This is a genomic window from Streptomyces sp. NPDC088147 (genome assembly GCF_044741565.1).
Taxonomy (GTDB): Bacteria; Actinomycetota; Actinomycetes; order Streptomycetales; family Streptomycetaceae; genus Streptomyces.
Map to the genome: position 1 here is coordinate 459,951 of NZ_JBIUSY010000007.1, position 25,406 is coordinate 485,356.

Below are 25,406 nucleotides of genomic sequence, written 5' to 3' on the forward strand. Positions count from 1 at the left end.
CTAGATTCGCAATGAGTCATATTTACATCTACTTACATAGTAGATGTACGGTCGTGAGCACCGGTGTGAGTACGCGCCGGGCTCGTACCCGGCGTCCAAGCGGCCCGTATCCGCCTCAGCACGGTTTCAAGGGGACATGAGCAATGGCAGATTTCTCCCGCCTTCCCGGACCGAACGCAGACCTGTGGGACTGGCAGCTCCTCGCGGCATGTCGGGGTGTCGACAGTTCGCTCTTCTTCCACCCGGAGGGGGAAAGAGGCGCGGCGCGAAGCGCGCGTGAGAACTCGGCGAAAGAGGTGTGCATGAGGTGCCCGGTCCGCGCGGAGTGCGCGGCCCACGCCTTGGCGGTGCGGGAGCCGTACGGCGTGTGGGGCGGTCTGACGGAGGACGAGCGCGAGGAGCTGATGGGGCGGGCGCGGACCCGGCTCATCACAGCGTCGACCTCGGGTCACGGCGGCACCGGAACGGGCCACGGCCACGGTCACGGACAGAGCCACAGCCACAGCCACAGCCACGGGGGCCACGAGAACGGCTGAGCGACCTCCGTCCTGAGAGAAGAAACGTTCCTCCAAGTAACACCACACCGCGTAACGCCACTTCGCACATCCCGGTAACACCACACCGCACATCCCGCGTCCCGCCCGCGTGCTCCGTCACCGCGCGCCGGCCAGGACCAGCTGATCCAGCGTCGCCGCCACGGCCGGGACCCGCGCCAGATCGGGCAGTGTCAGCGCGACGATCTCCCGGTGGACACACGGCTCGACCGCCAGCACACGGACGCCCTCGGTGCGTACGGACTCCATCGCCAGCTCCGGCAGCACCGCCACCCCCAGCCCCGCCGCGACCAGGCCGATCACGGCCGGATAGTCATCCGTCGCGAAGTCGATCCGGGGCGTGAATCCCGCCGCCTCGCAGGCGTCGACCAGTTGGGTACGGCAGCGCGGACAGCCCGCGATCCATGATTCGGCGGCCAGCTCGGCGATCGCGACCGTACCCGCGTCCGCGAGCCGGTGCCCCTCGGGGACCAGACCGACGAGCCGGTCGACGAGCAGCGGCCGTACGGCGAGGTCGTCCCACTCGGCGTCGGAGCCCCCGTAGCGGAACGCCAGCGCCACATCGCACTCGCCGTCGCGCAGCATCGCCGCCGAACTCGGCGGCTCGGCCTCGACCAGCGAGACCCGCGTGCCCGGATGGGCCGCGCGCAGAGCGGCCAGGGCGGTCGGCACCAGCGTGGAACTGCCACTGGGGAAGGACACCAGCCTGACCCGGCCGGCCCGCAGCCCGGCGATGGCCGCGATCTCCTCCTCCGCCGCGGTGAGTCCGGCGAGGATGCCCGTGGCGTGCCGCACGAGCGCCTCACCGGCCTGCGTCAACCGCATCTCGCGGCCGGTACGCACGATCAGGGGGGTGCCCGCGGACGATTCGAGCGCCTTCATCTGCTGGCTGACGGCCGGCTGCGTACAGCCCAGCTCACGCGCCGCCGCGGAGAAGGAGCCGGTGGCGGCCACGGTGCGCAGGACACGGAGATGCCGGGCTTCGATCACCCTTCGACTATAAGCGACGCTTTGGGGTAATGCTCAATTACGGGTGGAACGTTTGGGATGGGGGCGGATAACGTGGCGCGTATGAAGCTTCTGACCGTAAATGTGGGGCGGCCGACGGCCGTGGAATACACGGACAGTCCGGGCGGGGTCACCGGCATCGACAAGCGTCCGACGGACGGTCCCGTACGGGTGGCGGACCCCGGGCCCAGGGGCGAGGGCGCGAGCGGGGTCGCCGGTGACACGGTCTGCGATCTGCGCCACCACGGCGGCTCCGACCAGGCGGTGTACGCGTTCGCGCGGGAGGATCTGGACTTCTGGGAGCGGGAGTTGGGGCGACCGCTGGCCAACGGTGCCTTCGGGGAGAACCTCACCACGTCCGGTCTGGACGTCATGGGCGCCAGGATCGGCGAGCGCTGGCGGATCGGCGCCGATGTGGTGCTGGAGACGACGAGCGGGCGGATTCCGTGCCGTACGTTCCAGGGCTGGCTCGGCGAGAAGGGCTGGGTGCGGCGGTTCACCGGGCAGGCCGTGACCGGTGCCTATCTGCGGGTCATCACCCCTGGCGAGATCCGCGCGGGCGATCCGATCGAGATCGTCCACCGGCCGGACCATGACGTGACGGTGGCCCTGGCCTTCCGCGCCGCCACCACCGAGCGGGAGCTGCTGCCCCTGGTCCTCGCCGCCGGTGACGCCCTGCACGCCGGGGAATTGAGGACGGCGCGGGAGTACGTCGAGAAGTACGGCGCGGGGGACACGGCGGGAAACGCCGCGAAGTAGCCCTTTCCCGGGCATCGCCGGGTCCGCCCGCGCAGGCACTAACGTGCCTGCCTATGACGACTGCTTTGATTACCGGCGCGACAGCGGGGATCGGCGCCGCCTTCGCTCGACGGCTGGCCGCGGACGGCCACAATCTCGTCCTCGTGGCCCGCGACACCGAGCGTTTGCGTGTCCAGGCCACCGAACTGCACGACCGGCACGGCATCGAGGCCGAGGTGCTGACCGCCGACCTCTCCACCGACGACGGGATCGCCTCGGTGGAGAGAAGGCTCTCGGACCGGAAGCAGCCGGTCGATCTGCTGGTCAACAACGCGGGGTTCGGCAACAAGGGACGGTTCCTCGATGTCTCGATGGCCGATGAACTGACCATGCTGAAGGTGCACTGCGAGGCCGTGCTGCGGCTGACCTCGGCGGCGGTCCCGGGGATGAAGGCGCGCGGCCGGGGCGGAGTCGTCAATGTGGCGTCCGTGGCGGCGTTCGTACCGCGCGGGACATACGGCGCCTCGAAGGCCTGGGTCGTGCAGTTCACCCAGGGCGCGGCGCGGGATCTGGCCGGGACGGGGGTGCGGCTGATGGCGCTGTGCCCCGGCTTCGTGCGGACCGAGTTCCACGAGCGGGCCGGGATGGGCACGGACAACATCCCGGGCTGGATGTGGCTGGACGCGGACAAGCTGGTGGCCGCCGCGCTGGCGGACCTGGCGCGCGGAAAGACCGTGTCCGTACCGGATCCGCGCTACAAGGCGCTGATGGGAGCGGTGAAGCTGGCTCCGCGCGGGCTGCTGGGCGGGATCAGCTCGAAGACGGGCCGCAAGTACGGCCCGTCGTAGGCGCCGCCGGCGGACCCCACCGCGGCCGGCCTCCAGCGGCTCGCTCCGCCGGTCGACACCGCCGGGTCGACGCCGCCGGTCGACACCGCCGGTCGACGGCCTGACGGTCGACGCCGCCGGTCGACGCCGCCGGAGCGCGCGGAACGCGCCGAGGCCCGGCACCCCCGCGGAGGGGTGCCGGGCCTCGGTGCGTTCGTCCGGCAGGACTTCTGTGCCTCAGTGGCTGTGGCCGTGGCCGCCGTGACCCGCGTCGGCCTCTTCCTCGGCCGGCTTCTCGACGACCAGGGTCTCGGTCGTGAGCAGCAGCGAGGCGATGGACGCGGCGTTCTCCAGGGCGGAGCGCGTGACCTTGACCGGGTCGATGACGCCGGCCTTCACCAGGTCGACGTACTCGCCGGTCGCGGCGTTGAAGCCGTGGCCCTTGTCCAGCTCCGACACCTTGGAGGTGATGACGTAGCCCTCAAGGCCGGCGTTCTCGGCGATCCAGCGCAGCGGCTCGACCACGGCGCGGCGGACGACCGCGACACCGGTGGCCTCGTCGCCCTCCTTGCCGAGGTTGCCGTCGAGCACCTTGGCGGCGTGCACCAGAGCGGAGCCGCCACCGGAGACGATGCCCTCCTCGACCGCGGCGCGGGTCGCGGAGATGGCGTCCTCCAGACGGTGCTTCTTCTCCTTCAGCTCCACCTCGGTGGCGGCGCCGACCTTGATCACGCACACGCCGCCGGCCAGCTTCGCGAGGCGCTCCTGGAGCTTCTCGCGGTCCCAGTCGGAGTCCGTGGACTCGATCTCGGCCTTGATCTGGTTGACGCGCCCGGCGACGTCGGCGGAGTTGCCGCCACCGTCGACGATGGTCGTGTCGTCCTTGGAGATGGTGACGCGGCGGGCGGAGCCCAGCACGTCCAGACCGGCCTGGTCGAGCTTGAGGCCGACCTCCTCGGCGATGACGGTCGCACCGGTGAGGGTGGCGATGTCGCCGAGCATGGCCTTGCGGCGGTCACCGAAGCCGGGGGCCTTCACCGCGACGGCGTTGAACGTGCCGCGGATCTTGTTGACGACGAGGGTGGAGAGCGCCTCGCCCTCGACATCCTCGGCGATGATCAGCAGCGGCTTGGAGCCACCCGCCTGGATGACCTTCTCCAGCAGCGGGAGCAGGTCCTGGATGCTGGCGATCTTGCCCTGGTGGACCAGGATGTACGGGTCGTCGAGGACGGCCTCCATCCGCTCCTGGTCGGTCACCATGTACGGGGACAGGTAGCCCTTGTCGAAGGCCATGCCCTCGGTGAAGTCCAGCTCCAGACCGAAGGTGTTGGACTCCTCGACGGTGATGACACCGTCCTTGCCGACCTTGTCCATCGCCTCGGCGATCAGCTCGCCGACCTGCTCGTCCTGGGCGGAGAGCGCGGCGACGGCGGCGATGTCGGACTTGTCGTCGATCGGGCGGGCGGTCGCGAGGAGCTCCTCGGACACGGCCTTGACCGCGGCGTCGATGCCCTTCTTCAGGGCGGCCGGGGAAGCGCCCGCGGCGACGTTGCGCAGGCCCTCGCGGACCAGCGCCTGGGCCAGCACGGTGGCGGTGGTGGTGCCGTCACCCGCGATGTCGTTGGTCTTGGTCGCCACCTCCTTCACCAGCTGGGCGCCGAGGTTCTCGTACGGGTCGTCGATCTCGACCTCGCGGGCGATCGTGACACCGTCGTTGGTGATGGTCGGGGCGCCGAACTTCTTGTCGATGACGACATTGCGGCCCTTGGGGCCGATCGTCACCTTCACCGTGTCGGCAAGCTTGTTGACGCCGCGCTCGAGGGCGCGACGGGCGTCCTCGTCGAACTTCAGGATCTTCGCCATGGGAGCTTCTCTGTCCTCTCAATGAACTGCGCCCCTGTCCGCCCGGCAATCGCAGGGGGGCCAGGGGCGCAGTCCAAAAGCAATTAGGTGAATTACTTCTCGATGATCGCGAGTACGTCGCGAGCCGAGAGGACGAGGTATTCCTCGCCGCTGTACTTCACTTCGGTGCCGCCGTACTTGCTGTACAGAACGACGTCGCCGACGGAGACGTCGAGCGGAAGCCGCTCGCCGTTCTCGAATCGGCCCGGTCCCACAGCCAGGACGACGCCCTCCTGGGGCTTCTCCTTGGCGGTGTCCGGGATAACCAGGCCAGAGGCCGTGGTCTGCTCGGCGTCGAGCGGCTGGACCACAATGCGGTCCTCGAGCGGCTTGATGGCAACCTTGGTGCTGGCGGTCGTCACGATCCGACCTCCCCCTTCGGAGATCTCACGGGGTTAACTGTCTGAGGGTGGCGACCAGATAGATCCGTCGTCGCGGGTGCCGGACCTGCCAGTCGCGCTTTGGCACTCTCCAGTGGGGAGTGCCAGACCTGAGACTATGACTGCGATTAGCACTCGGTCAAGCGGAGTGCCAATGAGCGCGGTCGTGGCGGATCTTTCCCACCTACGGAAACGCACCTCCGGGGGCAGGGGTTCCGTACGAACCCGGCAGGACCGAGGGGCAGTGCCGGAGTGGTGGCGACGGCGGCTCGGACGTGGACAGCAGCGGGGACGGCGGCGCGAGCGGGTGCGCGAGCGGCGGTGCAGGCGGCGGCGGGGGCGACATCTCGTGCAGGCCGCAGACGGGGCGTACGGGAGCGCCCGGCCCTGACGGGTCCATGTGCGCGTCCGAGGACGGGTCCGTGGACGGGGTCATCGATCCCGGGCCCGGCCCCGGCAGCGGCACGGGCACCCGGGACGGATCCGAGTCGTGCGGGCTCACCCCCTGCGCCGCCTTGCGGCCGAGCCGTTCGATCGGGTCCATCGGGTCCATCGCGTCGGCCGACTGCGCGCAGCCGGCCGCGAGGAGCGCACCGGCGGCCAGCACCCCGGCCAGCAGCCGGTGCGCGGGTCTCATACGTAGTCCTCCAGCTTGCCGACGGCGTATCCCTTGTCCGTGACGACCTTCATCACGTGGCGGATCATGTCGGGCATGCTGCCCTTCCACTCGTCCCGCCCGCGGAAGTGGGTCAGGATGATGTCGCCGGGGTGCATGTCCCGGTCCCACTCGCGCCACTCCATGTGGTCGGGATACGCCTCGGACGCCCAGATCGGCGCGGCCTTGATCCCGCACTCCTTGGCGGCGCGCAGCGTGTCGGCGTTGTAATTGCCGTACGGCGGCCGGAAGAGCGTGGGCCGCTTCCCGTAGTTCTTCTCCAGCAGGTCCTGCTGGCCGCAGATCTCGTGCTTCTGCTCCTCGTACGACAGGCCGGGCATGTACGGGTGGTTGAGGGTGTGGTTCTGGATGGCGACCCCGCGGTCCCGCATCTGCGTGAAGTAGCCGTAGTTGTCATTGATGACGTAATCGCTGAGGAAAGCGGTGTACGGGATCTTCAGCTCGCTCATCATCCGCAGCAGTTCGGGGTCCTTCTCCGAGCCGTCGTCCATCGTCAGGAAGACGACCTTCTTGCCGTCGACCGGGACGGTGGTGAACAGCGGCGGCAGGTCCTCGCCGCCCTCGACCTCGAAGCCCTCGCGCGTGCTGATCTCCGGCTTGACGGCGGGCGGCCGGGGCGCGGGCAGGGGAGTGCTCGCGAGCCCCCATTTCTTCGCCGCGACCGCGCGCACGGCCTGCGTGCGGCGTACGTTCTCGGGCGCGTAGAGCGCGTCCAGTTCGGCCGCCTTCAGCTCGCGCGGCGCCCCGGCGGCCTGGCCCGGCTTCCCGGCGGCGGACGCGCCGTGCGAGGACTTCGCAGGTTCGCCGGATCCGGCGGCGCATCCCGAGCCGAGGGCGGCGACCAGCAGTGTGACCAGGACCGTACGGCCGCGCCATCGTCCGCATCCCGGTGCACGGTATGCGGCTTGCATGATCGTTTCTTCTTTTTGTCGTACTAGCTGCATGGCGTCGCATCCTGTCAGCGCGCGGAGCCTCCGGTCGCCCGACACCGCCGCCCCGGCGCGCACCGTCCCCCGGCTGGCCCACAATGGACCGGGTGACCGACCGCGCCTCCTCTCCCGCCGCCTCGCCCCCTCCCGTTCCGGCTCCTCCCACGCCGCTCCTCGCGCCCCTCCTCTCCGCCGAGGGACAGGCCCTGCTCGCCGAACTGCGCGACCACGACCCGGCCCAGGAACTCGCCCTCGCCACGCGGCTGCGCCGTGAGCACCCGGCCGAGCTGGTGTCGGCGGCGCTGGCGCAGGCGCGGCTGCGGCAGCGCGCGGTGGCGAAGTTCGGCGCGGAGGACGCGTACCGCATGTACTTCACGCCGAACGGCGTCGAGCAGGCCACGCGCGGCAGCGTCGCCGCCCACCGGGCCGCCCGGTTCCGCGCGCTCGCACCCGACGCACGCGTCACGGACCTCTGCTGCGGCATCGGCGGCGACGCGATCGAGCTGGCCCGCGCGGGCCTCGCCGTGACCGGCGTCGATCTCGACCCGCTGACCTGCGAGATCGCCCTCACCAACGTGCGCACCCTGGCGCCGGACGGCCCGCCCGTGGCGGTGACCCGGGCGGATGTCCTGGAGTACGACACGACCGGGGCCGACGCCCTCTTCATCGACCCCGCGCGGCGCGGCGGCCGGGGCAGGATCTTCGATCCGGAGGCGTACTCACCGCCGCTGTCCTGGGCGGTCGACGCGGTACGCGGGACCGGCGCGGGCGCGGTCAAGATCGCGCCCGGCATCCCGCACGAACTGATCCCGGACGACTTCGAGGCCGAGTGGATCTCGGACGGCGGTGACGTGAAGGAAGCCGTGCTCTGGCACCGGCGCGAGGGTGAACGCGGGCGCGGGGACGCGAACGGGCACGGCCACAGGGATGAAGGGAACGGAGCCGGAGTCGGGAGCCGGGGCCAGGAGAGCATCGTCCCCGGTACGCGCCGCGCCACCCTCCTGCCCTCCGGCGCCACCCTCACCGGCCGCGGTCTGCCCGACCCGGCGGTCCGGCCGGTCGGCCGTTTCCTGTACGAGCCGGACGGCGCCGTCATCCGCGCGCATCTGGTCGCCGAGGTCGCCGAGGACCTGGACGGCGGGCTGATCGACGAGACGATCGCGTACATCACGGCCGACGAAGCGCGCCCGACCGCGTTCGCCACGGCCTACGAGATCACCGACCAGCTCCCCTTCGGCCTCAAGAAGCTGAAGGCCCTGCTGCGCGAGCGCGAGGTCGGCGTGCTGACCGTGAAAAAGCGCGGCTCGGCGGTGGAGCCCGAGGAGTTGCGCCGCCGCCTCAAACTCAGAGGTCCGCACGCGACGACCGTCTTCCTCACGAGGGTCGCGGGCGCGCCGACGATGCTCATCGGCCACCCGGTCGCATAGGCCCCCCGGGCCCGGTCGCATCGGCCCCGCGGGCCCGTCGGGTCCGCTCGCGTCCGTCAGTTCAGGTCCGTCAGCTCGTCCGCGTAGATCTGGGACAGCGGCTGCGGGCCGATGTACTGCTGGCAGTTGCACTGCCGGCGCTCGTACCGCAGGGGCTTCTTGTTCTCGTCCCACTCCATCGGCACCTCCACGTCCTCGTGGCACTTGCCCTGCCGGTCGTGCTTCGCCAGATGGTGCGAGCAGCCGCACACCGGCTCCGGGGGCTTGTTGGCCTGCTCGATGGCCAGCCGTTCGTGCTCCTGGAGCTTGAGGCGCTCAATTCTTCGTTCGTGCCGGGTCTGCAGCGCTGTACGACCCGTGTCGGCCATCCAGCCGAAACCGCCCACGAGGAAGAAGACGAAAATCCACCAGACCCATTCCATCCGCCGCCCCTTAACCCTGAATGGCGCATGCGTTCCCTCTTCAGGATAGGACGGACACGGTAAGACCGGCCTCAGCGATGCGCGCCTCCGCCGCCGCGGACCGGCGTCGGCCTCATCAACCGCTCTGACCAGTACTGATGCCTGACCGACGGGACCAGCCCGAGCAGACCGGTCATCAGGAGCGTCCCGCCGAGCCCCAGCGCGTACGCCGTCTCACCCAGCGTGACCGGCTCGCGGCCTGTCACGCCCCCGCTCACGGCCTCGGCCAGGGCCCGGCCCGTCGCCCACACCCCCACCAGACACAGCAGCACCGAGGGCAGCAGCCACATCACGGACCGCCGGTGCGCGCCCACACGGAGGTCCGTCACACGTTCCGGGACGGACTCCGCCCAGGCGGCCAGCCGCTCCCGTATGAGACGGCCCCGGCTCAGCCAGAAGCCGACCGCGACCGCCGCCGGGACCAGGAGGAGCGCCGCGAGGCCCAGCAGGACCACTCCGGTCATCAGGCCCAGCCCACCGCCCTCGAAGCTCTGGATCGCCGCCCCGACGGCCGCCCAGCCGACCACGGCGAGCGCCCCTGTCAGCCAGAGCGCCACCAGACGTGCGAGGGAGAGACCGCGTCTGCTCAGCTCCACCATGGCCTCGGCCCGCTCGGCGAGCCACGCGGCGTGATCGGGCCACGGGCCCGGCTCCTCGGGCGGGGGCGGCGGCAGCGGAGCGCGGCTGATCATTCGCCAGAGGTTAGCGGTGCGGAGCGGCGCCGACGGAGCGGGGTCGGACGCGGAGCCCGGCGAGGCCGGGCCCCGCGCGGCTGCCCCCGCGCGGGCGGTCAGGTCAGACCTGTTCCGTCGGCCTGATCAGCATCTCGTTGACCGCCACCCGGCGCGGCCGGGTCACGATGTACTCGATCGCCTCCGCGATGTCCTCAGGGCGCAGGCTCTCCATCCCGCCGTACCAGGCCTCGATGTGGTCGCGCACCCCGTCCCCGAGGTGGTGGGTCAGCTCCGTGACCACCGCGCCCGGCTCCACCGCGCTCACGCGTACGTGCTTGCCCGCCAGCTCCTGGCGCAGCGCCTCGCTGACCGCCGCCACCCCGAACTTCGTCAGGTTGTAGACCGCCGCTCCTGCGGTGGCCACCCGTCCCGCGACGGAGCTGATGTTCACCAGGTCGGCGACCCCGCGCGGCCCGTCGGCCGCGGCCGACACCAGGTGCGGCAGCGCGGTGTGCGTCACCCGGAGCAGCGCCGACAGATTGAGGTCGACCATCCGCTGCCACTCCGTGACCGGAGTGTCCAGCGCGGGCCCGAGCAGCATCACGCCCGCGTTGTTCACGACGGTGTCCAGCCGGCCCAGTTCCTCCACGGCCCGGGTGACGACCGCCTCGCCCTCGCCCGCCTCGGTGATGTCCGCGCCGAACGCGTGCGCGCTGCCGCCCGCGTCCCGGATCCGGGCCACGAGAGCGTCGAGCCGGTCCTCGCGGCGGGCCACGACGGCGACCGACGCGCCCTCGGCGGCCAGGGACAGGGCCGTCGCCTCACCGATACCGCTGCTCGCGCCGGTGACCAGCGCGACCGTTCCGTCCAGGCGTCCGCTCATGTTCTGTTCCGCTCTCTTTCCCTCTGGGCCCGTGCCGGTCCGTGCGTCCATCGCGCCCGCCGCGACCGTCGTACCGGTCGTGTCGTCGCGCGCCTGTCGTCGTCATTCGCGGGTGTCCGACACCCAGTTCGGGTCGTCGTTGTCCGAGCGGCGCCCCACCACGCCCTCGGCCAGCCCGTTCAGCAGCCCCAGCTGCTCCCCGTCGAGAACGATGTCCAGCGATCCGATGTTCTCGTCGACCCGGGCGGCCCGCCGCGTACCCGGGATCGGCACCACCGGCAGTCCGAACCGCTCCCCCTGCGCACGGAGCCAGGCCAGCGCCACCTGCGCGGGGGTGGCGCCCAGCTCGGCCGCGAGGCCCCGGACCGCGCGGACGACGGCCTGGTTACGGTCGAAGGCGTCCTCCGAGAAGCGGGGCAGCCCCGCGCGCCAGTCACCGGCCAGCGCGGCCCGGTCCGTGAGCGTGCCGGTGAGGAACCCGCGCCCCAGCGGGGAGTACGGGACGAACCCCACGCCCAGCTCGGCCGCCGTCGGCACCACCGCCCGCTCCACATCGCGGCTCCAGAGCGACCACTCGCTCTGCACGGCCGCGATCGGATGCGTGGCGTGTGCCCGCCGCAGTTCGCCGGCGGTCACCTCGGACAGTCCCAGATGCCGGACCTTGCCCTGCGCGACCAGCTCCGCCATGGCCCCGACCGTCTCCTCGACGGGGACGGAGACATCGCGCCGGTGCAGGTAGTACAGGTCGATGACGCCGACGCCCAGCCGCTCCAGCGTCGCGTCCGCGGCGGCCCGTACGTACGCGGCGTCACCGCGCGTCGTCATCCCCTCCGTGCCCATGCCGGACTCGCCGAGGACGATGCCGAACTTGCTGGCCACGGTCACTTCCGCGCGCCGCTCGGCGAGGAGCCGTCCGACAAGGCGTTCGTTCTGTCCCGCGCCGTACACATCGGCCGTGTCGATGAACGTCACGCCACGGTCGAGCGCGTGGTGCAGGGTGGCCAGGGACTCCGACTGCTCGGCGGGGCCGTAGACATCGGACAGGCCCATCGCTCCGTAGCCGAGCGCGCTGACCGCGAGCCCGTCGCCGAGTGTGGTGGTGGGGACGTGCGTCATCGCTGTGTTCCTTGAGGATCGAAGAGGGGCTCGGGCTGGGGCGGCAGGGCCGGACGGTGCCGGCCGCCGCTCCTTCCACACAACCACCGCGCATCGCCTCCCGCACCACCTCGGCCGCGCCCTGCCCGGACCTGGACACGGCCGGACCCGGGCACTCCCCGACCAGGTCTGACAGACCCACCTTCGCCCGGCTGTCCGTTCCCCTCGTGCGGCTACAGTCGTACGAATGGAGCGCAACGCGGAACTGGGGGATTTCCTCCGCACCAGGCGCGCCCGGATCACCCCGGAGCAGGCCGGCGTACAACCGCATCCGGGCCCGCGCCGGGTGCCCGGTCTGCGGCGCGAGGAAGTGGCCTATCTGGCGGGCGTCAGCGCCGACTACTACGGACGCCTGGAGCAGGGCCGTCATCTCAACATCTCCGACAGCGTCCTGGACGCCGTCGCGCGCGCCCTGCGGCTGAACGCCATCGAGCGCGACCATCTCATCGAGCTGGCCAGGCCGCCCCGGGGTCACTCCCGCCGCGGATCACCCGCCACGCAGCGGATCCGGCCAGGACTGCTCGCCCTGCTGGCGAGCCTCGACCACGTACCGATGTTCCTGATCGGTCACCGGATGGACGTCCTCGCCTCCAACCAGCTGGCGCACGCGCTGCTCACCGATTTCGACGCGCTGCCCGCCGGTGAGCGCAACTTCGCCCGCTATGTCTTCCTCGACCCCACCGCGCGCGAGCGGTACGCGGAGTGGGCGGAGATGGCGGAGGACTGCGTCGCCAATCTGCGCCGCTACAGCGGCCTCTTCCCGCACGATCCCCGACTGGCCGCGCTGATCGGCGAGTTGTCCGTCCAGGACGCGGACTTCCGGCGCTGGTGGGCCGATTACAACGTCCGGTACGCCACGCACAGGACGAAGCATGTACGGCACCCCGCGGTCGGTGACCTGGTCCTCCACTGCGAGACGCTGACCTTCCCCGACGAGCCCGACCAGCTGCTCAACCTCCTCAGCCCCGAGCCGGATTCGGCCTCGGCCCAGTCGCTGCGGCTGCTCGGCTCCCTCGGCGCGCCTTCGGTTCCCGTGAACGCTTCCGCGAGTGTCAGACGGACCGGGCAGGGCACGGCCGGGTAGTTTCGGGGCGATCGAGCCGAACGAGGTCCGCCCATGCCACCGCTGTCCTTCGCGTACCTGCTGCGACGGCTGCTGGGCAGTGAGCGCTGGCAGCGGCTGCATGTGAGAGCGGCGGCGTGGGCCACGCTGGCCGTCGTCGTGATCCTGCTGGCCGGCTCCTGGATCATCGTCCCGTTCGAGGTGTCGGCGCCGCACGCGACCATCACGTCCTTCCCCCTCGCTCTGTGGTGGTCGATCGAGACGGCGACCACCGTGGGGTACGGGGACCTGTATCCCGTCACCGCGCCGGGGCGCGTCATCGCCAGTGTGGTGATGCTGGCCGGGATCTCCGTGTTCAGCATCGTGACGGCGTCCGTCGCCACCTGGTTCGTCGGCGGGGCCGCCCGGCACGCGCGTCAGCTGGCGCTGGCGGTCGAACACGCGGAGCGCGAGGGGAGGGCGGGGGTCTCGGAGGAGACACGCGCCCTCCACGAACGCTTCGACCGTCTGGAGCGCCTGCTCGCGGACCGCGGCGGCCCCGCGCCCCCGCAGGACCGCTAATCCGCCGCGACCGACTCGAAGCGCCAGCGGTGGGGCGGACGGGCGAGGAGGTCAGGGGGCGGGGGCGGGAGTTCCGGGAGATCCGCGTCGTAGGGGGCGTCCCACCAGGTGATGACCAGGACACGGTCCTGGGGGGCGCGCAGGAGTTCGCGGCGGAGGGGGGCGTCCGGCAGCTCCCGCGACCGCGACCGCGCCCACTCCAGCAGCTCCGCGCCCCGGCCGGGTGCCGCTTTCGCCTCCCACATCAGCGCGACCGTCATGAGTACAGGTTGTCCTTCGCCACTTCATGCACATGGTCGTGATCGTGCCGGTGCGGGTGCTGGTGCTGGTGGTCATGCGACTCCCCCGGCACATGCGGTTCCGTCACCGGCAGCGACGAGTCCGCCGACAGCTCCCAGTCCGACGCCGGCCGGTTGCGCGCCACCATCTCCGCGCCCAGCGCCGCCACCATCGCGCCGTTGTCCGTGCACAGCCCCGGGCGCGGCACCCGCAGCCGGATGCCCGCCCGCTCGCAGCGCTCCTGCGCGAGCGCGCGCAGCCGGGAGTTGGCCGCGACGCCGCCGCCGATCATCAGATGGTCCACGCCCTCGTCCTTGCAGGCGCGGACGGCCTTCCGGGTCAGCACGTCGACCACCGCCTCCTGGAACGAGGCCGCCACATCCCGTACGGGCACCTCCTCGCCCGCGTTCCGCTTCGCCTCGATCCAGCGGGCCACCGAGGTCTTCAGGCCGGAGAAGGAGAAGTCGTACGGCGCGTCGCGCGGTCCGGTCAGTCCGCGCGGGAACGCGATCGCGGACGGGTCGCCCTCCCGCGCCAGCCGGTCGATCACCGGGCCGCCGGGGAACCCGAGCTGGAGCACCCGCGCGATCTTGTCGAACGCCTCGCCCGCCGCGTCGTCGATCGTCGCGCCCATCGGCCGCACATCGGCCGTGATGTCCGGCGCGAGCAGCAGCGAGGAGTGGCCACCGCTGACCAGCAGCGCCATGGTCGGCTCGGGCAGCCGGCCGTGTTCGAGCTGGTCGACGCAGATGTGGGAGGCCAGGTGGTTCACCCCGTACAGCGGCTTGCCCAGCGCGTACGCGTACGTCTTCGCCGCCGAGACCCCGACCAGCAGCGCGCCCGCGAGACCGGGCCCCGCGGTCACGGCGATCCCGTCCAGATCGCGCGCGGAGACCCCCGCCTCCTTCAGCGCGCGCTCGATCGTCGGCACCATCGCCTCCAGATGCGCGCGGGAGGCGACCTCCGGCACCACACCGCCGTAGCGCGCGTGCTCGTCGACGCTCGACGCGATGGCGTCGGCGAGCAGGGTCGTCCCGCGTACGATCCCGACGCCGGTCTCGTCGCAGGAGGTCTCGATACCGAGGACGAGGGGTTCGTCAGCCATGGGTCTCAGTTCCTTGATGGGTCTTCACGTGGTGGCGCATGACGAGCGCGTCGACATTGCCCGGCTGGTAGTAGCCGCGCCGGAACCCGATCGGCTCGAAGCCGAACCGCTCGTACAGCCGCTGCGCGCGGAGGTTGTCCACCCGCACTTCGAGCAGTACCTCCTCGCACTCGAAGGCGGTGGCGTGCTGAAGCAGATCGGTGAGCAGCCGGGAGCCGAGGCCGGTGCCCCACTGGTCACGGGCGGCGGCGATGGTCTGTACGTCGCCGAGTCCGCCGGCCGCGGCGAGGCCGGCGTAGCCGACGATCCGCGCGCCGCCGGGCTCCGCCGTCTCGGCCACCACATAGCGGCGGGTGGCCCGGGGGCCGCGCGCGTGGGCCAGTTCCGACCAGAACATGCCCGGGGACCAGGCGTCCTCGGGGAAGAGTTCCCGTTCGAGCGCGAGCACCGGCTCGATGTCCCACCAGCGCATCTCGCGCAGGGCGACGACACGATCCGCGTCCCCGGCCGCCCCGGCCGCGCCCGCCGCGTTCACGTCAGCCGCGTTCACGTCAGCCGCGTTCATGTCGGCCGCGGTCCCGTCAGCCGCATCCGTCGCGTCCGTCACTTCGGTGTGACCACCTTGTAGTTCTTGGGCACCTGCGCGTCCGGCCGGCGCAGATACAGCGGCAGCGCCGGCAGGAACTCCCCGCCGGAGGCCAGTCTCTCCGCCGCCAGCGAGGCGAGCGCCGCCGCCGACTGGTGCTCGGGGCCGCGGGCGTCCGGGAAGGTGCCGGGGTAGAGCAGCGCCCCCGCGCCGACGGCGGGCAGCCCCGCGACCGCCTCCGCGATATCGGCGGGCCGGTCGACGGCCGGTTCGGTCAGCCGGGTACGGGCGTCGGCGTAGCGCGCCCAGTAGACCTCCTTGCGCCGCGCGTCCGTCGCGACGACGAAGGGGCTCTCGGCCCCGGAGGCGTACGCGAGCCCGTCCAGCGTGCACAGCCCCCGCACCGGCACCCCGAGCGCCGAGCCGAGGGTCAGCGCCGTGACCAGGCCGACGCGCAGCCCTGTGTACGGTCCGGGGCCGACGCCGACGATCACGTCCGTGACCGCGTCCGGTTTCAGCCCGGCCACGGCGAGGACCCGGTCGACGGCGGGCAGCAGCAGTTCCCCATGGCGGCGCGCGTCGACCTGACTCTCCTCGGCCAGGACGGAGCTGCCGTCGTGGAGGGCGACGGTGACGGCGGGCGTGGCGGTATCAACGGCGAGCAGAAGCACGCAAACAGCCTACGGCTCCCGGCCCCAAGGCACGGCGCCCCGTCCCGTCAGCCGCCTGCTGCTAACGTCACCACGGAGTCATACGTACGAGAGGTGGATCAAGGTGTCCAGGAGCAGCTCGGGAATCGTGGCCGGGCTCACCGCGGCTGCCATCGCCGTGGTCGGTTTCCTCGCCTACCAGGCGTCGGCGCATGTCCCCGACACCCTCGCCAAGCCCAAGACACCCAGGACCGCCCCCTCCGGCGCGGCCGGGGCCCCCGCGCAGAAGCCCAGGAACCCGAACGCCCTGCCCGCGGAGTCGGGCGAGGGCGTACGGGTCGTCTACGCGCTGGCCGACCGGCGCGTGTGGCTGGTGGAGGCGAAGGAGCGGGTGACGCGGACCTTCGCGGTCATGCCGAGCACCGTCAGCCCCGAACCCGGCTCGTACCAGGTGACCTCGCGGTCGGGATCGGTCACGGGCTCGGACGGGGTACGGATCGAGCATGTCGTACGGTTCGCGCTCGTCGGCGATGTCGCGATCGGCTTCAGCGCGGCGGTGGACGGCACGCTGTCCAGCCCCGACCCGACGCTCAAGACCGGCGGGGTCAGGATGAAGGTGGCGGACGGAAACGCGATGTGGACGTTCGCGACGGTCGGTTCCAAGGTCGTGGTCGTCCCGTAGACCGGGACGCGCACCCCGGGGTTTCCCGGCCGCTCCGCCCTCTCGCGCCTCTTACGCGGCGTCGCGCTCCTGTGCGGCGTCGCGTCTCCGTTCCCGCTCGCGCAGCGATTCCAGAGCCCCGGCCTCGGCCTCCGTGGCCGCCGCCGCTTCGGCGACCGCCACGGCCGACGGCGCGCCCGGCGGCGTGGACACGGCCGCCGCCGACGCGCAGGACGCCAGCAGATCCTTCATGGACACGGACGACGGTGAGAGCGATCGCGTCGGATACGAAGTGGAGCGCGGACGCGGGTCATGTGCTGGCGCCGGCATGGATGCCTCCTGGTGTTCGGGGGCAGGCTAGTTAGGCAGACCTAACCACTTCTCCGTACCATGTCACCACGTACGGCACGGCACGCGCAACATTTTGCCGACGTCTTGTCGGAATGTACGGAGCGGCTGGCCGGATCAGTGGGGTGGCGGGCGGCCCGGCGGGGTGACGGGGCTGCTCGGTGGCGGCGGCTCAGTGCGGTGGAGCGGGGACGGCTCAGGGGGCCAGCGCGGCCAGATCCGCGTCCGACCAGCGGCTGCCGTAGCCGGTCAGCGTGACCGTGCGCCGTTCGTCAGTGCCGTCGGCGGCCGGGTCGCCTTCCGTATCCATGTCCGTATCCGCGTCCGTGTGCACGCTCGTGTCCCCGCCCACGGTCCGGTGGATCACCACATGCAGCCGGTCGTCCGACAGCTCCTCGACCTTGCCGTCGCCCCACTCCACGACCACCACGGAGTCCGGCAGCGAGACATCCAGATCGAGATCCTCCATCTCGTCGAGACCCCCGCCCAGCCGGTACGCGTCGACATGGACCAGCGCCGGGCCGCCGACCAGCGACGGATGGACCCGGGCGATCACGAACGTCGGGGAGGTGACGGCGCCGCGGACGCCGAGGCCCTCGCCGAGGCCGCGCGTGAGGGTGGTCTTGCCCGCGCCGAGTTCGCCGGTCAGCATCACCAGATCGCCGGGGCGCAGGAGGGCGGCGAGTCCGCGGCCCAGCTCCCGCATCCGCTCCGGGCTCTCGACGGTGAGGCGGACGGCGGGACGGTCGGCGGCAGGACCGGTGGGGCGGGCGGGGCGGGTGCCGGGTGCGGCGTCAGCCGCCGGGCTGTGCGGTGCTTCCATGCGTGCCAACGTTAGCCGCTGCCGGCATCGCGCCCACCCGTGCCAGCAGGTCGGCGAGCCGGTCCGTGACGGCCTCCGGATGCTCCAGGATCACCAGATGCCCGGCGTCCGGTACGAGCACCAGCTCCGCGTCCGGCAGCAGATCGCCGATGGCCTCGCTGTGCGTGCTGGGGGTCACCAGATCGCTCTCCCCGGCCAGGACCAGCGCCGGGACGTCCAGGAAGACCGAGAGCGCCTGCACCTTGTCGTGATCGGTGAAGGCCGGGTAGAACTCCGCGACCACATCGATCGGGGTCGACTCGATGAGCCGCTCGGCGAACCGCACGACCGCCGGGTCCACGTCCTTCGAGCTGAACGAGTACCGCTTGATGAGGCCCGCGAAGAGATCCGCCGTGGCCCGCCGGCCGCGCTCGACCAGCTCGGCCTGGGAGCCGAGCGCCTTGAGCACGCCGGGCAGGACGCGGCGTACGGCGTTCACGCCCGCGACCGGCAGACCGTAGTTGACCTCGCCGAGCTTCCCGCTGGACGTACCGATGAAGGCGACGCCGACGACTCTCTCCCGTACCAGCTCCGGATACTGGTCGGCGAGGGCCATGATCGTCATTCCGCCCATGGAGTGGCCGACCAGCACCAGCGGGCCCTCGGGCGCCGCCGCGTCGATGACGGTCTTCAGATCGCGGCCGAGCTGGTCGATGGTGACCGGGACCGCGTCGGGGCCCTGCTGGGCGGCGCCGCGCGCGGAGCGGCCGTGGCTGCGCTGGTCCCAGTGGACGGTACGGACGAGTCCGCGCAGGGCGGCGCGCTGGAAGTGCCAGGAGTCCTGGCTCAGGCAGTAGCCATGGCTGAAAACGACCGTGACCGGCGCGGGGGTCTTCCGGCCGAAGAGCCTGCGGCGGCGCGGGGCGACCGCCGGATCCGCGCCGGACGCGGTCTCGGGATCGACCTCGTCGGTCTCGTAGTACAGCTCCGTACCGTCGTCGGAGAGCGCCTTGCCCGGGGTGCCGCGCAGCGCGCCGTACGGTCCCGACGCGTCGAGCGCGAGCCGGGCCCTTCTGCGCATCCCGCGGCCGACGGTCATTCTCTCGATCGCCACTCCGGCCGCCGCACCAGCGGCGATCACGCCTATCGCGGCTCCGGCGACGCCGGCCTTGCGCCAGTTGCCCGTGACCGACGCCACCGAGGCGGCCGCCCTGGCCGCCACGTCACCCGCCGCGCTGCTCTCGCCCACCGTGCGCTCCTCGTCGTTCCCGCCGGATTCTTCCCCGTCGTACTGAGCTCCACCCGGCTGCGGTCACACGGGCCGTTGCCCCTTCAACATACTCATGCGGGCAACGCGGCGATTCAGGCCACTCGTTCCCCTCGTTCCGGCCGTCGCGCGGGCCGCCCCGCGGATCGTCATACGGGCGCTCATACGGGGGCTCATACGGGCGGTCATATGGGCGGTCATACGGACCGCTCATTGACATAGACGCGCGGGACGCGTGAACCGATGCGCGTGACGATCTCGTAGGCGATGGTGTCCGCCGCCTCGGCCCAGTCCTCCGCGGAGGGCTCGCCGCGGTCGCCGGGACCGAACAGGATGGCGGTCGCGCCCGGCTCGGGGGTGTCGCCGCCGAGGTCGACGACGAACTGGTCCATCGCGACGCGCCCGGCCACCCGCCGCCGCACCCCGCCGACGAGGACGGGCCCGCGGCCGGAGGCGTGGCGCGGGATGCCATCGGCGTAACCGAGGGGTACGAGCCCGAGGGTCGTCTCCCGGGACGTGACGTAGTGGTGGCCGTAACTGACGCCGTGGCCCTCCGGCACCCGCTTGACCAGGGCGACGGAGGCGGAGAGCGTCATCGCGGGCCGCAGGCCGAAGTCCCGGGAGGTGCCCAGCTCCGGGCTCGGCGAGATCCCGTACAGGGCGATGCCGGCCCGAACGAGATCGAAGGACGCCTCGGGGAGCGTGAGCGTGGCCGCCGAGTTGGCGATATGCCGGACCTCGGGTTCGACGCCTTCCTTCTCGGCGTACGCGACCATCTCGTGGAACGCGTCGAGCTGCGCGGCGATGGAGGGATGGCCCGGCTCGTCGGCGCACGCGAAGTGGGACCACAGCCCGGTGACCCGGACCAGACCGGCGGCCTGGGCGTCGAGCGCGGCGGCCACGAGTTCCGGCCAGTCGGCGGGCTGGCAGCCGTTCCGGCCGAGGCCGGTGTCCGCCTTGAGCTGGATACGGGCGGGGCGCGCCGCCTCGCGCGCCGCCGCGGTCACCTCGCGCAGGGCCCACAGCGCGCTGACGGACATGTCGAGATCGGCCTCGATGCCCTCCCGCCACGGGTCGCCCGGCGTCCAGAGCCAGCACATGACCCGGCTCTCGATGCCCGCCGCGCGCAGGGCGAGCGCTTCATGCGGGGTGGCCGTACCCAGCCAGGTGGCGCCCGCGTCGAGGGCGGCCCGCGCGGTGGGCACCATGCCGTGCCCGTATCCGTCCGACTTCACGACGGCCATCAGCGCGACGTCGGGTCCCACACGGGAGCGCAGCGCGCGTACATTGCCCCGCAGGGCGGCGAGATCGACTTCGGCCCGCGCGCGCACGCCGGCCGAAGTGTGCGTGTTTTCGGTCATCGTGCCCAGTCTCTCAGAGCGATGTCCGGGGCCGGGGCCGTCGCCCCGCCGCCCGGCACGGCACGACGGCACAGCCCGTCGCCGCCCGGCACGGCGCCACCGGCACCACCGCCGGGCCCATCACCGCCGGGCCCATCACCGCGCGGCGCGTCGCCGCTCAGCCCACGACGTTCCGCCACGCCTCCGGCAGGTTCGCCGCCACGTCGTCCGCCGCCACCGGCGCGCTCCTCGACGCCAGCCGGGCCGAGAGGCCGTGCAGATAGGCCGCCGCCGACGCGGCGTCGCGGGCCGGCAGGCCGGCGGCGAGCAGGGAGCCCGACAGGCCCGTGAGGACGTCCCCGCTGCCCGCCGTGGCCAGCCAGGACGTGCCCGTCGGGTTGACCCGGACGGGGACGGCCGGGTCCGGGTCGGCGACCAGCGTCGTCGAGCCCTTCAGCAGCACCGTCGCGCCGTACCGCGCCGCCAGCTCCCGTACCGCCGTCAGCCGGCCCGACTCCACCTCCGCCCTGGCCACCCCGAGCAGCGCCGCCGCCTCGCCCGCGTGCGGGGTGAGGAGGGTCGGGGCCGTACGCCGCCGTACGGTCTCCGCGTCCAGCAGCCGCAGCCCGTCCGCGTCCACCAGCACCGGCACGTCCGAGGCCAGGACGTCCGCGACGGCGGCCTCGGGGCCCGAGGCGTCGCCCAGCGCGTCCCCGAGCCCCGGGCCGACCGCCCACGCCTGGACCCGGCCCGCCTTCGACGGCGGTCCGTCGTGCACCAGCGTCTCCGGGTAGCGCGCGATCACCGCGTCGCCGCGGGGGCCGGCATAGCGGACCGCGCCCGCGCCGCCCCGCAGCGCGCCCCCCACCGCGAGCACCGCCGCGCCCGGATACCGCGCGGATCCGGCCACGACACCGACCACACCGCGCCGGTACTTGTCGCTCTCGCCCGTCGGCACCGGCAGCAGCCGCGCCACGTCCTCGTGCTGGAGCGCCTCCAGTCCGGGCACGGACGGCAGATGCGGCGCGAGGCCGATGTCCACGAGCCGTACCGCGCCCGCGTGTTCTTTGGCCGGGTCGATCAACAGGCCCGGCTTGTACGTACCGAACGTCACCGTCACATCCGCGCGCAGCGCCTCCCCCGTCACCTCCCCGCTGTCCGCCTCGACCCCGCTCGGCAGATCGACGGCGACGATCACCGCGCCGGAGCCGCGGGCCGCCCGAGCCACCGGCACCGCGTCGGCGCGCAGCCCGCCGTGTCCGCCGATGCCGGTGATGCCGTCCAGCACGAGATCGGCGGCGGCCAGTACGTCGAAGGGGTCGTCGGCGACGCGTCCGCCCGCGCCGAGCAGCGCCGTCAGCCCGCCCTCGTGGGTCCGGCCGGGGGCCAGCTCCACGACGGTGACGGCGGCGCCCCGGCGGGCCAGCCGGGCCCCGGCGTAGAGGGCGTCACCCCCGTTGTCCCCGCTGCCGGCGAGCAGGACGACCCGCGCCCCGTACACCCGCCCCAGCAGATCCCGCAGCAGGCCCGCGCAGGCGGCGGCGAGACCCGCGGCGGCGCGCTGCATGAGCGCGCCGTCCGGGAGCCGTGCCATCAGCTCCCGTTCGGCGTTCCGTACCGTCTCGACGCTGTACGCAGTACGCATTCGACCAGCCCTTCCACCCTCGCCCGCTGTCGCCGCCCACCGCTGCCCGCCGGCGTGCGCCCGCCTACCCTCAACCCTCCGCGATCACCACGGCCGACGCCACCCCCGCATCGTGGCTGAGCGACACATGCCAGCTCCGTACGCCCAGCTCCGCGGCGCGCGCCGCGACCGTCCCCCGTACCCGCAGCCGCGGTTGCCCGCTGTCCTCCACGCACACCTCGGCGTCCGTCCAGCGCAGCCCGACCGGCGCGCCCAGCGCCTTGGCCACGGCCTCCTTGGCGGCGAACCGCGCCGCCAGGGAGGCCACTCCACGCCGCTCGCCGCTCGGCAGCAGCAGCTCCTCCTCCGAGAAGAGCCGGCCGGCCAGTTGCGGTGTCCGCCGCAGGGACTCCGCGAACCGGTCGATCTCCGCGACGTCGATCCCCACCCCGATGATCAACTCATCCTCCTTGTCCGGCCGTCGGCCGTATGCACTCCACGCTCACTCCACGGTCACGGACTTCGCCAGGTTCCTCGGCTGGTCCACCTCGTTGCCGCGCGCCGTCGCCAGCTCGCACGCGAACACCTGCAACGGCACGGTCGCGACCAGCGGCTGAAGGAGCGTCGGCGTCGCCGGGATACGGATCAGATGATCCGCGTACGGCACCACCGCGTCGTCCCCCTCCTCCGCGATCACGATCGTGCGCGCGCCCCTGGCCCGGATCTCCTGGATGTTCGACACGATCTTGTCGTGCAGCACCGAGCGGCCACGCGGCGAGGGTACGACCACCACCACCGGCAGATCCTCCTCGATCAGCGCGATGGGGCCGTGCTTCAGCTCACCGGCCGCGAACCCCTCGGCGTGCATGTACGCCAGCTCCTTGAGCTTGAGCGCGCCCTCCAGGGCCACCGGATAGCCCACGTGCCGGCCCAGGAACAGCACCGTCCGCTTGTCCTTGAGCGAGCGCGCCAGGGCCCGTACCGGCTCCATCGTCTCCAGGACCCGCTCCACCTCGCAGGAGATCCGCGACAGGTCCCGGATGACGGCCCTGATCTCGTCGCCCCACTTCGTACCGCGCCGCTGCCCCAGATACAACGCGACCAGATAGCAGGCCACGAGCTGGGTCAGGAACGCCTTGGTCGACGCGACGGCGACCTCGGGGCCCGCGTGCGTGTAGAGGACCGCGTCCGACTCCCGCGGGATGGTCGAACCGTTCGTATTGCAGATGGCCAGCACCTTCGCGCCCTGCTCCCGGGCATGCCGCAGCGCCATCAGCGTGTCCATGGTCTCGCCGGACTGCGAGATCGCGATCACCAGCGTGCGCCGGTCCAGGATCGGGTCCCGGTAGCGGAACTCACTGGCCAGCTCCACCTCGCAGGGCATCCTCGTCCAGTGCTCGATGGCGTACTTCGCGATCAGCCCGGCGTGGAAAGCCGTCCCGCACGCCACGATGACGACCTTGTCCGCCTCGCGCAGCACGGCCGCCGGGATACGTACCTCATCGAGCGTCAGCGAGCCCTCGGCGTCGATCCGTCCGAGGAGGGTGTCCGCGACCGCCTTGGGCTGCTCGGCGATCTCCTTCAGCATGAAGTAGTCGTAGCCGCCCTTCTCGGCGGCGGACGCGTCCCAGTCCACGTGGTACGCACGGACCTCGGCCGGCGCGCCGTCGAAGTCCGTCACCACCACGCCGTCACGGCGCAGCTCGACGACCTGGTCCTGGCCGAGTTCGATGGCGGAGCGCGTATGGGCGATGAACGCGGCGACGTCCGAGGCGAGGAACGACTCGCCGTCCCCGACGCCCACCACCAGCGGGGAGTTACGGCGCGCGCCGACCACCACGTCCGGCTCGTCCGCGTGTACGGCGACGAGCGTGAAGGCGCCCTCCAGCCGCCGGCACACCTGCCGCATCGACTCCGCGAGATCGCCGCACGACGAGAACGCCTCGGCGAGCAGATGGGCCACGGCCTCGGTGTCGGTCTCCGATTCCAGGTCGTGGCCGCGCCCGGCCAGTTCGGCGCGGAGCGCGGCGAAGTTCTCGATGATGCCGTTGTGTACGACGGCGACACGTCCCGCGTTGTCCAGATGAGGGTGGGCGTTGACGTCGGTCGGGCCGCCGTGCGTGGCCCACCGGGTATGCCCGATCCCGGTGGTGCCGCTCGGCAACGGCCGTTCCACCAGCGTCTTCTCCAGGTTGACGAGCTTGCCCGCCTTCTTCGCCGCGGCCAGCCCGCCGTCGGCGAGTACCGCGACTCCGGCGGAGTCGTACCCCCGGTACTCAAGCCGCTTGAGGCCCGCGATGACCACATCAAGCGCCGACTGTCCGCCGACGTAACCCACGATTCCGCACATGTCGGCAGCCTAGGTGCTGTCCGGTCGATCTTCGTGGACCGGACAGTGCGCGGGCGTATGCGCCTCGTACTCCCCCGGACCACGTGACCTAGCACACCACCCACGGGGTCCCCGCACCCCCGACAATGGCGGGGTGATCACTTCGCCGCCACCGAGCGCCCCACGACGGGCCGAGCACGGGCCGACCCCCTACGTCGACCTCAGCCGGGCCGAGTGGAGCGCGCTGCGCGACAAGACGCCGCTGCCCCTCTCCGCCGAGGAGGTCGAGCGGCTGCGCGGGCTCGGCGACGTCATCGATCTCGACGAGGTGCGGGACGTCTATCTGCCGCTCTCCCGGCTGCTCAATCTCTATGTGCAGGCCACGGCGGGGCTGCGCGGCGCGCTGAACACCTTCCTCGGGGACGCGGGCAACGGGCACGGCGCCCAGCGCGGTACGCCGTTCGTCATAGGCGTGGCGGGCAGTGTCGCCGTCGGGAAGTCCACCGTGGCCCGGCTGTTGCAGGCACTGCTCGCGCGCTGGCCGGAGCACCCGCGGGTCGAACGCGTCACCACCGACGGCTTCCTGCTCCCGATGAAGGAGCTGAAGGCCCGTGGACTGATGTCGCGCAAGGGCTTCCCGGAGTCGTACGACCGCCGGGCGCTCACCCGGTTCGTCGCGGACATCAAGGCGGGCAAGGACGAGGTCACGGCCCCGGTCTACTCGCATCTGATCTACGACATCGTGCCCGGCGAACTGCTCACCGTACGGCAGCCCGACATCCTCATCGTCGAGGGCATCAACGTCCTCCAGCCCGCGCTGCCGGGCAAGGACGGCAGGACCAGGGTCGGTCTCGCCGACTACTTCGACTTCAGCGTGTATGTCGACGCCCGCGCCGAGGACATCGAGACCTGGTACCTCCACCGCTTCCGCAAGCTGCGCGAGACGGCCTTCCAGGACCCCGCCTCGTACTTCAGGAAGTACACGCAGGTCTCCGAGGAGGAGTCGCTCGACTACGCCAGGACGATGTGGCGGACCATCAACAAGCCCAATCTCCTGGAGAATGTGGCGCCCACGCGCGGGCGCGCCACACTGGTCCTGCGCAAGGGGCCCGACCACAAGGTCCAGCGGCTGTCACTGCGCAAACTCTGAAGGATCCGAAGAGCTGAGGGGCGGTCA

The 25,406-nt window shown here is 72.0% G+C and carries 28 protein-coding genes; 8 read left to right on the forward strand and 20 right to left on the reverse strand.

Going from position 1 to position 25,406, the window contains the following annotated elements; genetic code table 11:
• Positions 1-143: 143 nt before the first annotated feature.
• The gene (locus ACIOGX_RS25630; protein WP_401916530.1) at positions 144-536 is read left to right on the forward strand and encodes a WhiB family transcriptional regulator; all 393 of its coding nucleotides are present in this window, start codon (positions 144-146) and stop codon (positions 534-536) included.
• A gap of 117 nt (positions 537-653) precedes the next feature.
• Here the strand turns inward: ACIOGX_RS25630 and ACIOGX_RS25635 are convergent, their stop codons facing one another.
• A complete protein-coding gene (locus ACIOGX_RS25635; RefSeq protein WP_129770819.1) occupies positions 654-1,544 on the reverse strand; it encodes a LysR family transcriptional regulator in 891 nt (296 codons plus the stop codon).
• Between the two features lie 81 nt (positions 1,545-1,625).
• Between ACIOGX_RS25635 and ACIOGX_RS25640 the strand changes: the two genes are divergently transcribed.
• Positions 1,626-2,321, forward strand: a complete 696-nt coding sequence (locus tag ACIOGX_RS25640; protein WP_383964686.1) for an MOSC domain-containing protein — start codon at positions 1,626-1,628, stop codon at positions 2,319-2,321.
• Positions 2,322-2,374: 53 nt separating this feature from the next.
• Positions 2,375-3,148: an SDR family oxidoreductase gene (locus ACIOGX_RS25645; RefSeq protein WP_356515729.1), complete on the forward strand. Its 774-nt coding sequence runs from the start codon at positions 2,375-2,377 to the stop codon at positions 3,146-3,148.
• 216 nt (positions 3,149-3,364) lie between these two features.
• On the opposite strand, the gene groL is transcribed toward ACIOGX_RS25645, so the two are convergent.
• The 4 genes from groL to ACIOGX_RS25665 form a co-directional block, all read right to left on the reverse strand.
• Positions 3,365-4,990, reverse strand: coding sequence for a chaperonin GroEL (groL, locus tag ACIOGX_RS25650; RefSeq protein WP_129770822.1), 1,626 nt, complete (start codon positions 4,988-4,990; stop codon positions 3,365-3,367).
• 92 nt (positions 4,991-5,082) lie between these two features.
• The gene (gene groES / locus ACIOGX_RS25655; RefSeq protein ID WP_023539274.1) at positions 5,083-5,391 is read right to left on the reverse strand and encodes a co-chaperone GroES; all 309 of its coding nucleotides are present in this window, start codon (positions 5,389-5,391) and stop codon (positions 5,083-5,085) included.
• Positions 5,392-5,593: 202 nt separating this feature from the next.
• Positions 5,594-6,046, reverse strand: coding sequence for a hypothetical protein (locus tag ACIOGX_RS25660; RefSeq protein ID WP_401916535.1), 453 nt, complete (start codon positions 6,044-6,046; stop codon positions 5,594-5,596).
• Complete coding sequence (locus ACIOGX_RS25665; protein WP_401916538.1) at positions 6,043-7,029, reverse strand: polysaccharide deacetylase family protein; 987 nt, start codon at positions 7,027-7,029, stop codon at positions 6,043-6,045. Before ACIOGX_RS25665 ends, ACIOGX_RS25660 begins: the two co-directional genes overlap by 4 nt.
• Before the next feature lie 83 nt (positions 7,030-7,112).
• Here ACIOGX_RS25665 and ACIOGX_RS25670 point away from each other — a divergent pair, with 83 nt between their 5' ends.
• Entirely contained in the window at positions 7,113-8,441 is a 1,329-nt protein-coding gene (locus tag ACIOGX_RS25670; protein WP_401916541.1) for an SAM-dependent methyltransferase, read from the forward strand.
• 56 nt (positions 8,442-8,497) lie between these two features.
• Here the strand turns inward: ACIOGX_RS25670 and ACIOGX_RS25675 are convergent, their stop codons facing one another.
• The 4 genes from ACIOGX_RS25675 to ACIOGX_RS25690 form a co-directional block, all read right to left on the reverse strand.
• Positions 8,498-8,863 (reverse strand): hypothetical protein, encoded by a 366-nt coding sequence (locus ACIOGX_RS25675; protein WP_356515720.1) that lies wholly within the window; start codon positions 8,861-8,863, stop codon positions 8,498-8,500.
• Between the two features lie 71 nt (positions 8,864-8,934).
• Positions 8,935-9,594, reverse strand: coding sequence for a hypothetical protein (locus tag ACIOGX_RS25680; RefSeq protein ID WP_401916545.1), 660 nt, complete (start codon positions 9,592-9,594; stop codon positions 8,935-8,937).
• A 103-nt stretch (positions 9,595-9,697) separates the two neighbouring features.
• Positions 9,698-10,459 carry an SDR family NAD(P)-dependent oxidoreductase gene (locus ACIOGX_RS25685; RefSeq protein ID WP_356515716.1) on the reverse strand — a complete coding sequence of 254 codons (762 nt, stop codon included), beginning with the start codon at positions 10,457-10,459 and terminating at the stop codon, positions 9,698-9,700.
• A 102-nt stretch (positions 10,460-10,561) separates the two neighbouring features.
• A complete protein-coding gene (locus tag ACIOGX_RS25690; protein ID WP_356515714.1) occupies positions 10,562-11,575 on the reverse strand; it encodes an aldo/keto reductase in 1,014 nt (337 codons plus the stop codon).
• A gap of 226 nt (positions 11,576-11,801) precedes the next feature.
• Here ACIOGX_RS25690 and ACIOGX_RS25695 point away from each other — a divergent pair, with 226 nt between their 5' ends.
• Complete coding sequence (locus tag ACIOGX_RS25695) at positions 11,802-12,698, forward strand: helix-turn-helix transcriptional regulator (RefSeq protein ID WP_401916548.1); 897 nt, start codon at positions 11,802-11,804, stop codon at positions 12,696-12,698.
• Between the two features lie 33 nt (positions 12,699-12,731).
• Positions 12,732-13,238, forward strand: coding sequence for a potassium channel family protein (locus tag ACIOGX_RS25700; protein WP_356515710.1), 507 nt, complete (start codon positions 12,732-12,734; stop codon positions 13,236-13,238).
• On the opposite strand, the gene ACIOGX_RS25705 is transcribed toward ACIOGX_RS25700, so the two are convergent.
• From ACIOGX_RS25705 to tsaB, 4 genes are all read right to left on the reverse strand, one after another.
• Complete coding sequence (locus tag ACIOGX_RS25705; protein WP_356515708.1) at positions 13,235-13,498, reverse strand: hypothetical protein; 264 nt, start codon at positions 13,496-13,498, stop codon at positions 13,235-13,237. The genes ACIOGX_RS25700 and ACIOGX_RS25705 overlap by 4 nt on opposite strands.
• Positions 13,495-14,622 (reverse strand): tRNA (adenosine(37)-N6)-threonylcarbamoyltransferase complex transferase subunit TsaD, encoded by a 1,128-nt coding sequence (gene tsaD / locus ACIOGX_RS25710; RefSeq protein WP_401916552.1) that lies wholly within the window; start codon positions 14,620-14,622, stop codon positions 13,495-13,497. The genes ACIOGX_RS25705 and tsaD overlap by 4 nt, the downstream gene beginning before the upstream one ends.
• On the reverse strand, positions 14,615-15,094 hold the full coding sequence (rimI, locus tag ACIOGX_RS25715; RefSeq protein ID WP_383964772.1) for a ribosomal protein S18-alanine N-acetyltransferase: 480 nt from the start codon (positions 15,092-15,094) through the stop codon (positions 14,615-14,617). The genes tsaD and rimI overlap by 8 nt, the downstream gene beginning before the upstream one ends.
• 131 nt (positions 15,095-15,225) lie before the next feature.
• Positions 15,226-15,879 carry a tRNA (adenosine(37)-N6)-threonylcarbamoyltransferase complex dimerization subunit type 1 TsaB gene (gene tsaB / locus ACIOGX_RS25720; protein WP_401916555.1) on the reverse strand — a complete coding sequence of 218 codons (654 nt, stop codon included), beginning with the start codon at positions 15,877-15,879 and terminating at the stop codon, positions 15,226-15,228.
• A 103-nt stretch (positions 15,880-15,982) separates the two neighbouring features.
• Between tsaB and ACIOGX_RS25725 the strand changes: the two genes are divergently transcribed.
• Positions 15,983-16,540 (forward strand): L,D-transpeptidase, encoded by a 558-nt coding sequence (locus ACIOGX_RS25725; protein WP_356515702.1) that lies wholly within the window; start codon positions 15,983-15,985, stop codon positions 16,538-16,540.
• A 51-nt stretch (positions 16,541-16,591) separates the two neighbouring features.
• On the opposite strand, the gene ACIOGX_RS25730 is transcribed toward ACIOGX_RS25725, so the two are convergent.
• The 7 genes from ACIOGX_RS25730 to glmS form a co-directional block, all read right to left on the reverse strand.
• Entirely contained in the window at positions 16,592-16,849 is a 258-nt protein-coding gene (locus tag ACIOGX_RS25730) for a hypothetical protein (protein ID WP_356515700.1), read from the reverse strand.
• Positions 16,850-17,063: 214 nt separating this feature from the next.
• Positions 17,064-17,690, reverse strand: a complete 627-nt coding sequence (gene tsaE / locus ACIOGX_RS25735) for a tRNA (adenosine(37)-N6)-threonylcarbamoyltransferase complex ATPase subunit type 1 TsaE (protein ID WP_401760412.1) — start codon at positions 17,688-17,690, stop codon at positions 17,064-17,066.
• Positions 17,662-18,918: an alpha/beta hydrolase gene (locus ACIOGX_RS25740; protein WP_356515696.1), complete on the reverse strand. Its 1,257-nt coding sequence runs from the start codon at positions 18,916-18,918 to the stop codon at positions 17,662-17,664. The genes tsaE and ACIOGX_RS25740 overlap by 29 nt, the downstream gene beginning before the upstream one ends.
• A gap of 215 nt (positions 18,919-19,133) precedes the next feature.
• A complete protein-coding gene (gene alr / locus ACIOGX_RS25745; RefSeq protein WP_401916560.1) occupies positions 19,134-20,297 on the reverse strand; it encodes an alanine racemase in 1,164 nt (387 codons plus the stop codon).
• Between the two features lie 157 nt (positions 20,298-20,454).
• The gene (locus tag ACIOGX_RS25750; RefSeq protein ID WP_401916562.1) at positions 20,455-21,921 is read right to left on the reverse strand and encodes an NAD(P)H-hydrate dehydratase; all 1,467 of its coding nucleotides are present in this window, start codon (positions 21,919-21,921) and stop codon (positions 20,455-20,457) included.
• A gap of 70 nt (positions 21,922-21,991) precedes the next feature.
• The gene (locus ACIOGX_RS25755) at positions 21,992-22,360 is read right to left on the reverse strand and encodes a holo-ACP synthase (RefSeq protein WP_129770841.1); all 369 of its coding nucleotides are present in this window, start codon (positions 22,358-22,360) and stop codon (positions 21,992-21,994) included.
• A gap of 42 nt (positions 22,361-22,402) precedes the next feature.
• Positions 22,403-24,250 (reverse strand): glutamine--fructose-6-phosphate transaminase (isomerizing), encoded by a 1,848-nt coding sequence (glmS, locus tag ACIOGX_RS25760; RefSeq protein WP_356515689.1) that lies wholly within the window; start codon positions 24,248-24,250, stop codon positions 22,403-22,405.
• Between the two features lie 133 nt (positions 24,251-24,383).
• Here glmS and coaA point away from each other — a divergent pair, with 133 nt between their 5' ends.
• Positions 24,384-25,379, forward strand: coding sequence for a type I pantothenate kinase (gene coaA / locus ACIOGX_RS25765; protein WP_129770843.1), 996 nt, complete (start codon positions 24,384-24,386; stop codon positions 25,377-25,379).
• Positions 25,380-25,406: the final 27 nt, after the last annotated feature.

Coding starts and splice junctions, on each gene's coding strand:
- ACIOGX_RS25630 (WP_401916530.1), top strand. CDS start 144: ATGGCAGATTTCTCCCGCCTTCCCGGACCGAACGCAGACCTGTGGGAC.
- ACIOGX_RS25640 (WP_383964686.1), top strand. CDS start 1,626: ATGAAGCTTCTGACCGTAAATGTGGGGCGGCCGACGGCCGTGGAATAC.
- ACIOGX_RS25645 (WP_356515729.1), top strand. CDS start 2,375: ATGACGACTGCTTTGATTACCGGCGCGACAGCGGGGATCGGCGCCGCC.
- groL (WP_129770822.1), bottom strand. CDS start 4,990: ATGGCGAAGATCCTGAAGTTCGACGAGGACGCCCGTCGCGCCCTCGAG.
- ACIOGX_RS25660 (WP_401916535.1), bottom strand. CDS start 6,046: ATGAGACCCGCGCACCGGCTGCTGGCCGGGGTGCTGGCCGCCGGTGCG.
- ACIOGX_RS25665 (WP_401916538.1), bottom strand. CDS start 7,029: ATGCAGCTAGTACGACAAAAAGAAGAAACGATCATGCAAGCCGCATAC.
- ACIOGX_RS25670 (WP_401916541.1), top strand. CDS start 7,113: ATGGACCGGGTGACCGACCGCGCCTCCTCTCCCGCCGCCTCGCCCCCT.
- ACIOGX_RS25675 (WP_356515720.1), bottom strand. CDS start 8,863: ATGGAATGGGTCTGGTGGATTTTCGTCTTCTTCCTCGTGGGCGGTTTC.
- ACIOGX_RS25680 (WP_401916545.1), bottom strand. CDS start 9,594: ATGATCAGCCGCGCTCCGCTGCCGCCGCCCCCGCCCGAGGAGCCGGGC.
- ACIOGX_RS25685 (WP_356515716.1), bottom strand. CDS start 10,459: ATGAGCGGACGCCTGGACGGAACGGTCGCGCTGGTCACCGGCGCGAGC.
- ACIOGX_RS25690 (WP_356515714.1), bottom strand. CDS start 11,575: ATGACGCACGTCCCCACCACCACACTCGGCGACGGGCTCGCGGTCAGC.
- ACIOGX_RS25695 (WP_401916548.1), top strand. CDS start 11,802: ATGGAGCGCAACGCGGAACTGGGGGATTTCCTCCGCACCAGGCGCGCC.
- ACIOGX_RS25700 (WP_356515710.1), top strand. CDS start 12,732: ATGCCACCGCTGTCCTTCGCGTACCTGCTGCGACGGCTGCTGGGCAGT.
- ACIOGX_RS25705 (WP_356515708.1), bottom strand. CDS start 13,498: ATGACGGTCGCGCTGATGTGGGAGGCGAAAGCGGCACCCGGCCGGGGC.
- tsaD (WP_401916552.1), bottom strand. CDS start 14,622: ATGGCTGACGAACCCCTCGTCCTCGGTATCGAGACCTCCTGCGACGAG.
- rimI (WP_383964772.1), bottom strand. CDS start 15,094: ATGCGCTGGTGGGACATCGAGCCGGTGCTCGCGCTCGAACGGGAACTC.
- ACIOGX_RS25730 (WP_356515700.1), bottom strand. CDS start 16,849: ATGCCGGCGCCAGCACATGACCCGCGTCCGCGCTCCACTTCGTATCCG.
- tsaE (WP_401760412.1), bottom strand. CDS start 17,690: ATGGAAGCACCGCACAGCCCGGCGGCTGACGCCGCACCCGGCACCCGC.
- alr (WP_401916560.1), bottom strand. CDS start 20,297: ATGACCGAAAACACGCACACTTCGGCCGGCGTGCGCGCGCGGGCCGAA.
- ACIOGX_RS25750 (WP_401916562.1), bottom strand. CDS start 21,921: ATGCGTACTGCGTACAGCGTCGAGACGGTACGGAACGCCGAACGGGAG.
- glmS (WP_356515689.1), bottom strand. CDS start 24,250: ATGTGCGGAATCGTGGGTTACGTCGGCGGACAGTCGGCGCTTGATGTG.